The 13,299-nt window shown below is 70.1% G+C and carries 14 protein-coding genes; 8 read left to right on the plus strand and 6 right to left on the minus strand.

The genetic code is table 11. The annotated features are described in order from the left end of the window. The first annotated feature begins 31 nt into the window (after positions 1-31). On the plus strand, positions 32-985 hold the full coding sequence (gene galE / locus ACFYRH_RS30935; RefSeq protein ID WP_387782717.1) for a UDP-glucose 4-epimerase GalE: 954 nt from the start codon (positions 32-34) through the stop codon (positions 983-985). Here the strand turns inward: galE and ACFYRH_RS30940 are convergent. Both ACFYRH_RS30940 and ACFYRH_RS30945 read right to left on the minus strand, forming a co-directional pair. Further along, positions 982-1,761, minus strand: a complete 780-nt coding sequence (locus ACFYRH_RS30940) for an SDR family NAD(P)-dependent oxidoreductase (RefSeq protein ID WP_387782719.1) — start codon at positions 1,759-1,761, stop codon at positions 982-984. The two genes, galE and ACFYRH_RS30940, sit on opposite strands and share 4 nt — an antisense overlap. 1 nt (position 1,762) lies before the next feature. Continuing rightward, complete coding sequence (locus ACFYRH_RS30945; RefSeq protein WP_387782721.1) at positions 1,763-2,443, minus strand: TIGR03089 family protein; 681 nt, start codon at positions 2,441-2,443, stop codon at positions 1,763-1,765. A 66-nt stretch (positions 2,444-2,509) separates the two neighbouring features. Between ACFYRH_RS30945 and ACFYRH_RS30950 the strand changes: the two genes are divergently transcribed. Further along, on the plus strand, positions 2,510-2,842 hold the full coding sequence (locus tag ACFYRH_RS30950) for a twin-arginine translocase TatA/TatE family subunit (RefSeq protein WP_387782723.1): 333 nt from the start codon (positions 2,510-2,512) through the stop codon (positions 2,840-2,842). Here ACFYRH_RS30950 and ACFYRH_RS30955 read toward each other — a convergent pair. After that, positions 2,801-3,712, minus strand: coding sequence for a LysR family transcriptional regulator (locus tag ACFYRH_RS30955; protein ID WP_387782725.1), 912 nt, complete (start codon positions 3,710-3,712; stop codon positions 2,801-2,803). The genes ACFYRH_RS30950 and ACFYRH_RS30955 overlap by 42 nt on opposite strands. A gap of 70 nt (positions 3,713-3,782) precedes the next feature. On the opposite strand from ACFYRH_RS30955, the gene ACFYRH_RS30960 reads away from it, so the two are divergent. The 6 genes from ACFYRH_RS30960 (at position 3,783) to ACFYRH_RS30985 (ending at position 10,248) form a co-directional block, all read left to right on the plus strand. Next, positions 3,783-4,631: an SDR family NAD(P)-dependent oxidoreductase gene (locus tag ACFYRH_RS30960; RefSeq protein WP_387782727.1), complete on the plus strand. Its 849-nt coding sequence runs from the start codon at positions 3,783-3,785 to the stop codon at positions 4,629-4,631. Between the two features lie 120 nt (positions 4,632-4,751). Further along, the gene (locus tag ACFYRH_RS30965; protein WP_387783948.1) at positions 4,752-5,561 is read left to right on the plus strand and encodes a siderophore-interacting protein; all 810 of its coding nucleotides are present in this window, start codon (positions 4,752-4,754) and stop codon (positions 5,559-5,561) included. A 9-nt stretch (positions 5,562-5,570) separates the two neighbouring features. Beyond that, the gene (locus tag ACFYRH_RS30970) at positions 5,571-6,908 is read left to right on the plus strand and encodes a hemolysin family protein (protein ID WP_387782729.1); all 1,338 of its coding nucleotides are present in this window, start codon (positions 5,571-5,573) and stop codon (positions 6,906-6,908) included. Continuing rightward, on the plus strand, positions 6,905-7,972 hold the full coding sequence (locus ACFYRH_RS30975) for a hemolysin family protein (protein ID WP_387782731.1): 1,068 nt from the start codon (positions 6,905-6,907) through the stop codon (positions 7,970-7,972). The genes ACFYRH_RS30970 and ACFYRH_RS30975 overlap by 4 nt, the downstream gene beginning before the upstream one ends. A gap of 99 nt (positions 7,973-8,071) precedes the next feature. Continuing rightward, a complete protein-coding gene (locus ACFYRH_RS30980) occupies positions 8,072-9,142 on the plus strand; it encodes an NAD(+)/NADH kinase (RefSeq protein WP_387782733.1) in 1,071 nt (356 codons plus the stop codon). A gap of 11 nt (positions 9,143-9,153) precedes the next feature. After that, positions 9,154-10,248: a mannose-1-phosphate guanylyltransferase gene (locus ACFYRH_RS30985; protein WP_387782735.1), complete on the plus strand. Its 1,095-nt coding sequence runs from the start codon at positions 9,154-9,156 to the stop codon at positions 10,246-10,248. A 207-nt stretch (positions 10,249-10,455) separates the two neighbouring features. Here the strand turns inward: ACFYRH_RS30985 and ACFYRH_RS30990 are convergent, their stop codons facing one another. The 3 genes from ACFYRH_RS30990 to cofD all read right to left on the minus strand — a co-directional run bounded on the left by ACFYRH_RS30990 (position 10,456) and on the right by cofD (position 13,219). Beyond that, positions 10,456-11,172: a DUF3105 domain-containing protein gene (locus ACFYRH_RS30990; protein ID WP_387782737.1), complete on the minus strand. Its 717-nt coding sequence runs from the start codon at positions 11,170-11,172 to the stop codon at positions 10,456-10,458. Between the two features lie 98 nt (positions 11,173-11,270). Beyond that, complete coding sequence (locus ACFYRH_RS30995) at positions 11,271-12,245, minus strand: coenzyme F420-0:L-glutamate ligase (RefSeq protein ID WP_387782739.1); 975 nt, start codon at positions 12,243-12,245, stop codon at positions 11,271-11,273. Beyond that, a complete protein-coding gene (cofD, locus tag ACFYRH_RS31000) occupies positions 12,242-13,219 on the minus strand; it encodes a 2-phospho-L-lactate transferase (RefSeq protein ID WP_387782741.1) in 978 nt (325 codons plus the stop codon). Before cofD ends, ACFYRH_RS30995 begins: the two co-directional genes overlap by 4 nt. Positions 13,220-13,299 lie beyond the last annotated feature (80 nt).

Below are 13,299 nucleotides of genomic sequence, written 5' to 3' on the forward strand. Positions count from 1 at the left end.
CCGGCCGGGTCGTGGTGGCAGGATCTGAGACATGACGTGGCTCGTGACTGGTGGTGCCGGATACATCGGGGCGCATGTGGTGCGCGCCTTCCGCAACGACGGGATCGACGTGGTCGTGATCGACGACCTGTCGAGTGGGAAGGCGGAGTTCGTACCGGACGGCGTGCCGTTCGTGCAGGCGAACCTGCTCGACGGAGCAGCGGTACGCACGGCGCTGGACGGCGTCGAAGGTGTGGTGCATCTGGCCGGGTTCAAGTACGCCGGGGTGTCGGTCGACCGGCCGCTGCACACCTACACGCAGAACGTGACCGCGATGGTGTCACTGCTCGAGGCGATGGCCGAGAAGTCCGTGCGCAACATCGTGTTCTCGTCCAGCGCGGGCGTCTACGGGACGCCGCGCGACGAGGTCGTCACCGAGGACACGGCGCCGGACCCGCAGTCGCCGTACGGGGAATCCAAGCTGATCGGCGAGTGGCTGCTGCGCGACCAGGCGGCCGCGACGGACCTGCAGCACACCTCGCTGCGGTACTTCAACGTCGTCGGGTCCGGCGATCCGGCGGTGTACGACGCCAGCCCGTACAACCTGTTCCCGATCGTCTGCAACCTGCTCACCCAGGGGAAGGTGCCGCAGATCTACGGCACCGACCACCCGACCCCGGACGGCACGTCGGTCAAGGACTACGTGCACGTCGCCGACCTGGCCCGCGCGCATGTCGCGGCCGCCCGGGCGCTCGAGTCCGGCAAGACCCTCGAGCGCGTCTACAACCTGGGCAGCGGCACCGGTACGTCGGTCCGCGAGATCATGGACGCCGCGCGCCGCGTCACCGGGATCGACTTCACTCCGTCCGAGGGCCCGCGCCGGCCGGGTGACCCGTCCCGGGTGGTCGCGAACGGCGACCTCGCCGCCCGCGACCTCGGCTGGGCGAACACCTACACCGTCGACCAGATGTTCGCGACCTCCTGGGAAGCCTGGCCCAAGAGCTAGTACTCCTTCTTGTAGAAGCCCGAGGGGCCGAGGTTCAGGCCTCCCGGGCCGGTGAGGACGCCGCCTTCGACCGGGAGGGTGTGGCCGGTGATCCAGGAGGCGTCGTCGCTGGCGAGGAAGGCGACCGCGGCGGCGATGTCCTCGGGCTCGCCGACGCGGCCGAGCGGGTACATCTTGCTGAAGCGCTCCAGGGTGTCCGGCTGGTTGTCCCAGTTCGGCGTCCGGATGGTGCCGGGGGCAACGACGTTGAAGCGGACGCCGAGTTCGCCGTACCGCGCCGCGTAGTTGACGCTCATCGCGATCTGGCCGGCCTTCGCGGCGGCGTACTCGATGTTGCCGAAGGCGGCGAGGCCGTTCACCGAGCTGATCGTCACCACGTTGCCGCGGTTCTTCACCAACTGCGGGAGCGCGGCCTGGATACAGCGCGAGGCGCCGACCAGCGTGAGGTCCAGCTGGGCGTGGAACTCCTCGGCGGTCGCGTCCTCCGGCGCCGAACGCACGATGCAGCCGCCGGCGTTGTTGACCACGACGTCCAGCCGGCCGAACCGCTCGACCGCGGCCGCGACGGCGGCGTCCACGTCGTCGCGGTTGGTGACATCGACCTGCAGCGGCAGCGCCTGCTCGCCGATGCTCGCCGCGACCTCACCGACCTTGCCGGTCTGCAGGTCGGTCACCACCACCGACGCGCCCTCGTCCGCCAGCCGCCGCGCGACCGCGGACCCGATGCCTTGTGCGGCCGCCGTGACCAACGCGACCTTCCCTTCGAACCTGCGCACGCTACCCCTCCACGATCCGGTCGACCTTCTCGTCCGCGACCCGGCGCTCCAGCTTCGCGGCGTCCGGGTTGCGGCAGAGGACGATCGAACCACCTCCGGAGATCACGCCGACGAGCAGTCCCAGCCCGTCGCGGTCCGTCAGCGTCCGGGTGACCAGGATCCGGTCGGCGATCGGTTCCGCCGTACGGATCAGGTCGTCGTGCGTGAGGTCGTCGTACGCCGGTGACGCGGGCGTCGGCGGGTCGAACGGGACGAAGACATCCGCGTGGTTGTAGACCTCGGCGCCGTAGTCCTGGATGCCGTCCGGCAGCGGTTCGCGGAAGCGGCCGCCGAGCGGCAGCAGCGCGGACGCGACGGTCTCCCGGTCGCCGCGGATCGCGAAGTCCGGGCCGGTGATCGCCAGGGCGCCGGTCCCGGAGGTCAGGGACGCGCCGGCCGACCAGGTGGACAGCGCCCAGACCACGCCCAGCCAGTGCGGCGGGAGGCCGATCGCGACGGTCTCGCCGGACTCCAGGTCGTACTCGTCGACCAGCAGGTTGGCGGTCTTCGCGACCCAGTTCGCGGTGGTGACCGCGCTCAGCTCGATGCGCTCTCCGGAGGAGTCGTCGTAGTAGGTGAGGAACGGGGCGGCGCCGTCCCGGCGGACCGCGGCCGCGAACAGCTCGGGCAGGACTCGTGACATATGGCCCACCCTACGGTTCGCCGGCCGACGTACTTTGGTGGGGAGAACCGTGGAAAGAGGCTTGTCATGATGCCAATGCTGGCGTTGCCCGAGGGCGGCGAATGGATCGTCATCCTGGTGATCGTCGTCCTGCTGTTCGGCGCGAAGAAGCTCCCCGAGCTGACCCGCAACGCAGCCCGCGCGATGAAGGAGTTCGACAAGGCCCGCCACGGCGAAGACGAAGAAACCCCCCAGATCACCCAGCCACAGGCGGCCACCGCACAGCAGCCACAGGCAGCTCAAACACCGGCGGCCCCACCGGCCGCAACTCCGCCTGCTCCTACCTCCGATCCGGCGCCGCAGGCGCCTGGTGAGGGGTCAGGGCTCGGTGGCGGCGGCTCGGAGGGCCGCGGCCAATAGGGCTACTGGTTCCGGCATGCGGCCGGGGAGGCGGGCGAGGATGGTACGGCGTAGTTCCTGGGGGCCGCCTCGGACGGTGACCACGCGGACACCCGCGGGCACCGCCGACGCCATCGACGCGGAGATCGTGGTCAGCCCGGCGCCGGCCGCGACCAACTGCAACTTCGCGAACCAGTCACGCACCGTGTGCGCGATCACCGGCCGCTCGTCCAGCCCCGGCCAGACCCCCATCCACAGCTCGCTGCTCGACGCGGGTCCCGCGATCCACCGCTGACCCCGCAGCTCACCAACCTCCACCGAGTCGTACGCCGCCAGCGGATGTCCCGTCGGCACCGCCAGCCGCAGGCTCCGTTCGGCCAGCGTCTCCAGCTTCAACGCCGGCGACTCGGCATCCGGCGGCCGGAACGGCGGTGCGGACGCGATCACCGCGAGATCGATCGTCCCGGCCCGCAACGCCCGTACCAGCGCGGGCGTGGATCCCTCCCGCGTCGTCACACTCACCGCCGGGTGCGTACGCCGTACCGCGCTGATTGCCCGCGGCAACAACACCGCGCCCGCGCTCGGGAACCATCCGAGCCGAACGGTCCCGCCCGCGAACGGAAGCCCGGCGAGTTCGCGCGCGGTGGCGTCGATCTGATCCAGGACGGCGGCCGCGTTCCGCAGTACCACCTGACCGGCAGCCGTCAACGCGGCACCTTCGCGACGACGCTCCAGAAGCTGCCCGCCGGCGGCCCGCTCGAGCGTCGCGATCTGCCGCGACACCGCGGACTGCGTGTACCCGAGGGCCGTCGCGGCAGCCGTGAACGTACCGCGCTCCGCGACCTCCCGGAACACCCGCAACGCGACCAGCGAGACGTCGGTGAAGTCCATGACGTTTACGCATCCCACAGGTGCCGAACTTTCGTTGGAGTCATATGCGCGACGGATCTACGTTGGCGACATGACAGCACAACGCGTCGCCCTCGTCACCGGCGCCAACCAAGGCATCGGCTACGCACTGGTCCAGGAACTCGCGCACCGGATGAACCCGGAGGACCTGGTCCTGCTCACCGGCAGGAACCCCGAACGTGTCACCGCGGCCGTCGACGAACTCAACCGTGGCAGCGGCCTCCAGGCCAGGGTCGAAGGCCGCGTCCTCGACGTGACCGACGGGAAGGCCGTAGCTCAGCTGGCGGCAACGCTCGCGAGTGTGGACATCGTGGTGTCCAACGCCGTCGGTCCGCTGGAGCCGGGCAAGACACCCGTCGAGCAGGTCGACGAGTTCGTCGACGTCGCGAACCTCGGAGCGCAGTACATCCTGCGCTCCTTCGGGCCGATCCTCAGGCCCGGCGGCCGGCTGATCGTGGTCGCCAGCTCGCTCGGCACGCTGGAGCACCTGCCGGAGCACCTGTGGTCCACCTTCGACGGAGCCTCGCTCGAGGACATCGAGAAAGCCGTCGAGGAGTGGCGGACCGCGGTCCACGACGGTACGGCGACCGCGCAGGGCTGGCCGGAGTGGATCAACCTCCCGTCGAAGGTCGCCCAGGTCGCCGCCGTCCGCGCGGTCGCCGCCGACCGGCGCGCGGCGGACCTCGCCACGGACACCCTGGTCGCGTCCGTCTGCCCGGGGCTCGTCGACACCCGCGCCTCGCGCCCGTGGTTCGAGGACTTCAGCCAGGCGAAGTCGCCCGCCGACGCCGTCCAGCCGATCGCCGACCTCATCCTCGCGGATCACGTCGACCCCGCTCAGTACGGCGAACTCGTCCGCGACGGCGAGGTCGTCCCGTGGAAGCCGTCCACCCCTCGGTAAGGCCCTCGTCCACCCCTCGCAGTGAGGTTAACCTAACTTTCTGTGAGGGGATCGACGATACGCGGTGAGATCAGGCGGCTGACCCGTTCCGGTGACTCCCGGGTGATCTGCCCGGTCCGGGTGCAGACCATCGAAGCGCTGACCCCAGGGTTCAGTCGGGTGACGGTGCAGGGGGACGGGCTCGCGGCGTACCGGACGATCCGGCCGGCGGACGCGTTCACACTGGTGATCCCGCCGGACGGGACCGGCAGCGTCCGGATGCCGAGGATCAGCCCGGCCGGCGCGCCGGTCTGGCCGCAGGACCGCCCGACCCCGCTGACCCGCGGTTTCACGGTCCGCACCTTCGACCCGGACACCCGGCGACTCGCCTTCGACGTCGCGCTGCACGGCGACGGCACGGCGATCACCTGGCTGGCGAACACCCGGCCCGGCGACACCGCGGTCCTGGCCGGGATGCGGCGTGAGTTCCACGCCGGGGATGTCGATCATCACCTGTTGATCGGCGACTCCACGTCGTTGCCCGCGATCGCGAGCATCGTCGAGAGTCTCGACGTACCGGCGACCGTGTTCCTGCAGGCGGAGACGCCGGCCGACAGGTCGCTGGTGAAGGGGGACGTGCGGTGGATCCATTCGCCGCCGCTCGCCGGGCCGGGCAGCGTGCTGGAGCAGGCGGTCCGCGGGTTTCGCCGACCGGCCGGGCGGTTGCAGGCGTGGTGTGCGGCCGAGGCGGGCGTGGTCCGTTCGATCCGGCCGTACCTCGTCGACGAACTCGGGGTCGGCCGCGACGATCTGCACACGGTTGCCTACTGGATCGCCGGTGAGACCGCCGAGGGTGGGGACGCGGTCCGGATGCGTGCGTACAACAAGGCCGCCGAGGAAGGGCTCGACGTCACCGACCCCGCAGTACTGCAGTCGCTGGAGTTCTCCTAAGGTTTTGTCATGCTGATCCTGGCCGGCCTGGGCCTGATCCTGGTGCTGACCGTTGCCACCGGCTACTTCGTGTCCCAGGAATTCGCGTACGTCGCCGTCGACCGCAGCCGGCTGCGGACACTGGCCGAAGGCGGTGACGCGGCGGCCGCCCGGGCGCTGAAGGTCACCGCCCGGCTGTCGTTCGTGCTGTCCGGCGCGCAGGTCGGTATCACCATCACCGCGCTGCTGGCCGGTTACTTCGCCGAGCCCTACCTCGGCGAGGGGCTCGAGCACCTGCTCGGCGCGGCCGGGGTTCCGCAGGCCGTGAGTATGTCCGTCTCGGTGATCCTGGCGTTGCTGCTGGCAACGATCATCCAGATGGTGCTCGGTGAACTGGCCCCGAAGAACCTGGCGATCGCGAAGGCCGAGGCGATCGCGCTCCGGCTGGCGCGGTCGACGCTGCTCTACCTGACCGTCGCCGGCCCGGTGATCCACCTGTTCGACTCGGCGTCGAACCGGATCCTGCGCCGCGTCGGCATCGAACCGGTCGAGGAACTGCCACAGGGCGCGACGCCCCAGGAGCTGGACCGGATCATCGAGACGTCGTACGAGCAGGGGCTGCTGGACCAGGACACCATGCGGCTGCTGGACCGCGGCCTGGACTTCCGCGGCCGGACCGCCGGTGAGGCGATGGTCCCGCGGGTCGACGTGGTCACCATGCATCGCGACGAACCGCTCACCCGGGTGGTCGAGCTGCAGGACACCGGGCACAGCAGGTTCCCGGTGATCGGCGAATCGGTCGACGAGGTGATCGGCGTGGTCGGGATCGGCGACGTGGTCGAGCTGGAACCGGCCGATCGCGGGACGATCGCCGTCGGTTCGCTGGCGTCGCCACCGGTCGCCGTACCGACGACACTGCCGCTGCCGGGAGTCCTCGAGCGGCTCCGGGTCGCCCGCCGGCAGCTCGCGATCGTCGTCGACGAGTACGGCGGTTTCGCGGGCATCGTCTCGCTGGAGGACATCGCCGAGGAACTCGTCGGGGAGATCCGCGACGAGGACGACCTGCCTGAGACCGGACTGGTCCAGGGCGGGGACGGGTCGTGGGTGGTCCCGGCCAGGTGGCGGCTCGACGAGGTCGCGGAGGCCACCGGCGTACAGCTGCCGGACAGTGACGACTACGAGACCGTGTCCGGGCTGGTGATGGCCCGGCTCGGGAGGATCCCGGTCGTCGGCGACGACCTCGTCGTGGAGCTGCCGCAGCGCATCGACCACGAGGGCAAACCGATCCCGACCGAGTCCGTGCGGTTGACGGTGCAGACGATCGAGCGCCGGGTGCCCGGCATCGTGATGATGGAGCGGGTCGGATGAGTACGACGTGGGCGCTGATCATCTCCGCCGTACTGCTGGCGTTGAACGGGTTCTTCGTGGCCGCCGAGTTCGCCCTGGTCGCGTCGAAGCGGCATCGGCTCGAGGAGCTGGCCGCGTCGGGCAGCCGTTCGGCCCGGGCCGCGATCGCGGGTGTCAGCGAGTTGTCGTTGATGCTGGCGGGCGCGCAGCTCGGGATCACGTTGTGCACGCTGGGCCTCGGCTCGCTGAGCGAGCCGGCGATCGCGCACCTGCTGCACCCGCTGTTCGAGCTCGCGCACGTGCCGGAGGGCGTCGGGCACGTGATCGCGCTGATCATCGCGGTCGGCGGCATCGGTCTGCTGCATGTCCTGCTCGGCGAGATGGCACCGAAGTCGTGGGCGATCAGCGATCCGGAGCGCTCCGCGCTCGTGCTCGCGTTGCCGTTCCGCGGCTTCACGTACGTCTTCCGGCCGCTGCTCAGCGTCCTGAACTGGATCGCCAACCTGTGCGTCCGGTTGGTCGGAGTCACGCCGCAGAACGAGATCGCCAACGCCCACGGGCCGGACGAGCTACGGCTGCTGATCGAGTCCTCCCGCGAGCACGGGACCCTCGAGGAGCCCGAGCACGACCTGCTCACCGCGATGCTCGCGTTGCAGAACACCACGGTCGGCCAGGTGATGACGCCGATCGCCCAGCTCTCCACGGTGTCCGCGTCCGCGTCGGCCCGCGAGGTCGAGCTGATCAGCCGCCGCGAAGGCCACTCCCGCCTCGCGGTCGTCAGCTCCGGTACGTCGATCTGCGGCATCGTGCACGTCCGCGACGCCGCCCGCGCGACGACCGCCGGCGACACCGGCAGCCGCGCCGCGGACCTGATGATGCCGGCGCTCGAACTCGGCGAGAACACGCCCGTGGCCAAGGCGATCCGGACGATGCGTGACGAACGGTCACAGCTCGCGGTCGTCTGCGGTGGCGAGCAGGCGATCGGTGTGGTCGCCCTGGAAGATCTCCTCGAGGAGGTCATCGGCGAGTTCGACGACGAAACCGACCCGATCGTCACCGCCGCCCGCACCGAAGCCCCCGACTGACACACTTTGTGCACCCACCGCGCGTTTCGGGGCGCTCCAGACCGGCGGTGGGTGCACGAAGTCGCCGGATACGGTGGTTGCGAGGGCGGAGGAGGGCTAGTGGCGATCGAGCGGATCGGACTGGTGGTGCACCAGGGGCGGGCGGTGGCGGTGGAGACCGCCGGGACCGTGCGCAAGTGGGCGGCCGACCATGGGATCGGCTGCACCGACATCGACGTCTGGAAGGACCATCAGGAACGCCGCAGTGGCACCGACGAGCTGCACCACGCCGGTGATCCGGACCTCGTGGTCACCCTCGGCGGCGACGGGACGTTCCTGCGCGGCGCGCGGATCGCGGCGAAGAACAACGCGGCGGTGCTCGGCGTCGACCTCGGAAAGGTCGGATTCCTGACCGAGGTGGCGTGCCGCGACGTCGAGGCCGCGCTGGAGGCGGTACACCACGGCGGAGCGACGTACGAGGAACGGATGACGCTCACCATGCGGGCGTCGCGGCCGTTGGAGATCCCGACCGGGATCGAGTCGCTGCTGCGGTACGGGCACGGGCCGGCGCTGCCGCCCCCACCGGTGCGGCACGAGATGGCCGAGGGGGACGGCTGGGGGATGGCCCTGGACGTGACCGCGCTGAACGACGTGGTCGTCGAGAAACTGGCGCGGGACCACCAGGTGGCGTTGGGCGTGTACTTGTCGGGGCGGTTGCTGGCGTCGTACTCCGCGGACGCGGTGATCGTTGCGACGCCGACCGGCTCGACGGCGTACAGCTTCGCCGCGGGCGGACCGATCCTGTCGCCGAACACCGAAGCGATCGTGTTCACTCCGGTCGCACCGCACATGACCTTCAACCGGACGGTCGTCGCGGCGCCGGACGAGCCGATCGCGCTGCGGGTGCTGCCGCACTCGGGGCAAGCGGCGGTCAGCATCGACGGGCAGCTGCGCGGCGTACTCGACCCGGGGGACTGGATCGGGGTGTACGGATCGCCGCAGCGACTGCGGCTCGTGCGGCTGCGTCCGACCGACTTCTACGGGCGGTTGCGGGACCGCTTCCAGCTCACCGACGCGCCCGCGACGGCGCTCGACGGGCAGTCCGAGCTGTTCTGGCAGCCGGCGGACTCGCCAGTACCGCCCGACCTTCAGCACCTGCGGATTCCGCCACCGCCTGGTGACGACCGGTAGGGTCTGTCCCCATGCGGAACGTGGTGATCCTGGCAGGCGGTTCGGGGACCAGGCTGTGGCCGATGTCCAGAGACGACAGGCCGAAGCAGGTGCTGCCGTTGGCGGCCGGGCAGTCGTTGCTGCGGGTGGCGTACAACCGCCTGCGTGGACTGGTCGCGCCGGAGAACATCTATGTGTGCACGGTCGGTGCGATCACCGACGTCGTACGCAAGGAACTCCCCGAACTCGGCGAACACAACATCATCGGTGAGCCCGCCCGCCGGGACACCGCGAACGCCGTCGGGCTCGCGTCCGCGGTAGTGGCCCGGAACGATCCGGACGCGGTCGTCGCGTTCGTCGGGTCCGACCACCTGATCAGCCCCGAGCAGGAGTTCCGGGCCGCGATCGAGCACGGGTTCGAGGTGGTCGAGGCGCGGCCGCGGTCGCTGGTGACGTTCGGGATCGAACCGACGCATCCACACACCGGGCTCGGGTACATCGAGCGTGGCGCCGCGATCGACGGTACGCACGCCTTCGTCGTCGACCGCTTCCGCGAGAAGCCCGACCGGGCGACCGCCGAGGAGTATCTGGCGACCGGGCGTTTCTGGTGGAACTCCGGCATGTTCGTCTGGCAGGCCTCGACCGTGCTCAACGTCCTCGACTCGCTACTGCCGGAGTCCGCGACCCGGTTGCGTCAGGTCGCCGCGGTGTGGGACACCGACGAGCGCGAGGCGACGCTGGCCGAGATCTACCCGAACCTGCGCAAGATCAGCGTCGACTACGCCGTGATGGAACCCGCCTCCCAAGGCAAGGTCGACGCCGACGTGGTCGTCGTACCGATGCCGGTGCACTGGCTGGACGTCGGCTCGTGGGCCGCGTTGGCCGACACGTACGACGCCGACGCGAACGGCAACCGCACCGACAGCATCACCCTGAGCTGCCTCCTCGACTCCCACGACAACATCATCGTCACCGACGATCCCGACCACTTGGTCGCCGCGGTCGGCCTCCGCAGCCACATCATCGTCCACACCCAGGACGTCACGATGGTCTGCCCACTGTCGGACGGCGAACGCGTGAAGGACCTGGTAGCCCAGGTCCAATCCGACCACGCCAACTACATCTAGCTCCGACGCGGCGCCGCCCAGCGCATGACGAACCCGCCGCATGCTGTTTGAGGGGCCGGCCCCTCAAACAGTGGGGTGGCCCCTGGCCTTTCGGGTCCGCACCCCATCAGGTGAGGGGCCGGCCCCTCAAACGGCGCAGGATGCCGGGACGACGTGCGAACGCCCCCGAGGGATGGCCTCGGGGCGTTCGACGGGTGCTGGGGGAGGTCAGCCGCCGTTGGGTTCTTGGGCGTCGGCGGCGGGGTATTTCTCCATGAACTGTTTCAGGGCGTCGCCGCTGACCGAGCCGCAGAACTGCCGGTGGCCGAAGGACTTCTGGGAGGCGTCGGGGCCGCTCCAGTGGGCGAAGGCGAGGTTCTTGCCGGCCGGCCAGGCCTTGCCGTCGGACTCCTTGAAGGGCGCGGCGATGAACTTGCCGTTCGCGCTGTCGGGGAGCTGGGACTTGGCCATCTTCTCGATCTGGTCGATCTGGTCCTTCGGCAGCGTGTCGCGGTACCAGAGGATCGTGTAGCCGTGCTCGAGGTTGTGGACCAGGTTCTCCACCGGGGGACGGTCGCCGGTCGAGTAGAACTTCTTGTCGAACGGCGCCCAGACGGCGTAGTGCGGGCCGGACGACGGCGGCGACACCGAGTACATGATCTTCTCGCCGTCGGGGCGGTGGTCCTGGGTGCCGCCGGCCTCGTCGTTGGTGGCCGGGTCGCAGGACGCGGCGGAGGCGGCGACGCCGAAGTCGGTGAGTGCCTGGTTCTTGGTCCGGGAGTCCTGGATCAGCTTGACCGCCGGGTAGGCGATGATGGCCAGGCCGACCACGATGGAGCACACCACGATGATGATCGTGCGGCGGCGGTCCGAGCGGGCCTGCTCGCGCTGCATCTTCTCGATCATCTCGCGGCGCGACTGTTTCTGCGACGACGCTTTACCCACAGTGTTGGTCTTCCCGGGATTAGGGCGGCCACCGCGCCGCCGTGCGATGGCAGTGTACGAGGTGACCCTAAGAAGTTGCCTAGAAAACTACTGCCGATCTAGGCAGACCGTGAGCCGAACGTGACCGTCGCCTCGCTGCCGGGCCCGGGCCGGACCGCGACGCCGTACCCCTCGGCGTGCAGCAGGACGGCGAGCCGCTCGGCCACCACCCCGACGGTGACCGGCTCCTCGCCGAACACCGTGACAGCGTTGTCACCCACCTCCAGCCGTACGTCGTCCACCTCGGCCAGCAACCCCGACCAGACAGCGGGGTCGACCTCCCGCGGCCCAGCAGGTGCCTTCCGTTCGAGTACGGCGGCCCGCGCGGCCTCCCGCGTACCCAGGCTGAACATGTCGAACTCCGCGTCCCGTACCAGCGCCCGCGCCCCGGGTCCGTGCTCACCGACCGGCAGCACGGCGTCGTCGAGCCCCCGCAGTACGGCGACCGGAACGCCGTCCGCCTTGCCCTTCACCAGCTCACTCGCGCTCGCGATCTCGTCGGCCAGCGCCGGCTCGGTGACCGCGAGGACGTTGCCGTGACTGTCCGTCGTACCGCGCAGGTCCTCGACCACCCGGACTCCGGCGGCTCCGATCGCGAGGTCGGTCTGACCGTTGCGCCACGGGCGGCCGAGGGTGTCCGTCACCACGATGCCGACGTTCACGTCGTACCGCTCCTTCAGCGCGGTGCGCAGCGCGCGTGCCGACGCGTCGGGGTCGACGGGGAGCAGCAGGACCGTGCCGGGAGCGGTGTTGGACGTGTCGGTGCCCGCGGCGGCCATCACCAGGCCGTGGCGGGTCTGCACGATCCTGGTCTCACCACGCTGCGCGACGACCCGCACGAGCTCGGCGTCGACCGCCTCCTGCCGGGTGCCGTACGTCAGCCGGCCCTCCGCCTTGCTGACGATCTTCGACGTCACCGAGACGACGTCGCCGTCGCGCAGATCGGTGCCGTCGGCGATCAGCGCGGCCAGGTCGTCCCCGGCCGCCACCTCGGGCAGTCCGGTCACCGGGAAGATTTCCAGGTGCTTCCTCATCGCCGTACGGCCTCCGCGAGGTTCAGGGCCGCGTGAGCCATCGCGGCGGTCGTGGTCTCGTCCGTCATCCACAACGGGACGGCCTGCACATTGATTCCGGCTCCGGCGATCGAGTCCGCCTGGATCGCGTCCGAGCTGTCGATCAGCCAGCCGTCCAGTACGCCGCCGGACGACCGCGAACCGTAGTACCGCGCGACGGCCGAGGCGGTCGACGCGACACCGACGGTGGCCAGCACCTTGTCCGCCATTCCACGGACCGGACCGGTGCCGATGATCGGCGACAGCCCGATGACCGGCGCGGCCGTCTCGCGGACCGCGTCCCGGACTCCTGGTACGCCGAGGATCGTGCCGACCGACACCACGGGATTGGACGGCGGGACGATCAGTACGTCGCAGTCCGCGATCGCCTCCAGGACACCCGGCGCGGGCTTGGCCTTGTCCTGACCGACCGCGATGATCTGGTGCGCGGGGATCTCGGCCTGGTAGCGGACCCAGTACTCCTGGAAATGGATCGCCTTGCGGCGCCCCGGGTTCTCCGGGTCGTCCACCACGACGTGGGTCTCGATCCGGTCGTCACTCATCGGCAGCAGCCGGACCGGCAGTTTCCAGCGGCTGCACAGGGCTTCGGTGACCGCGGTGAGGCTGTAGCCGGCGTCGAGCATCTGGGTGCGCACCAGGTGGGTCGCGACGTCGCGGTCGCCGAGCCCGAACCAGGTGGGCTCCACGCCGTACGCCGCGAGCTCCTCCTTGATCACCCAGGTCTCGTCCTCACGGCCCCATTTGCGTTCCTCGGAGATCCCGCCGCCGAGCGTGTACATCACGGTGTCGAGGTCGGGGCAGACCCGCAGCCCGAACAGGGTGATGTCGTCGGCGGTGTTCCCCACGACGGTGATCTCGGCGTCCGGGCGGGCCTTCAGCAGCCCGCGCAGGAAGGTGGAACCGCCGATGCCACCGGCCAGCACTGTCAATCGCATGGGAAGAGTCTGCACGAGTCGTCAATGCGTCGGACCACCGCACGACTATGCTGCGGGGGGTCAGATGCATCCGCACAGCT

The sequence above is a fragment of the Kribbella sp. NPDC004875 genome (genome assembly GCF_042873375.1).
GTDB lineage: Bacteria > Actinomycetota > Actinomycetes > Propionibacteriales > Kribbellaceae > Kribbella.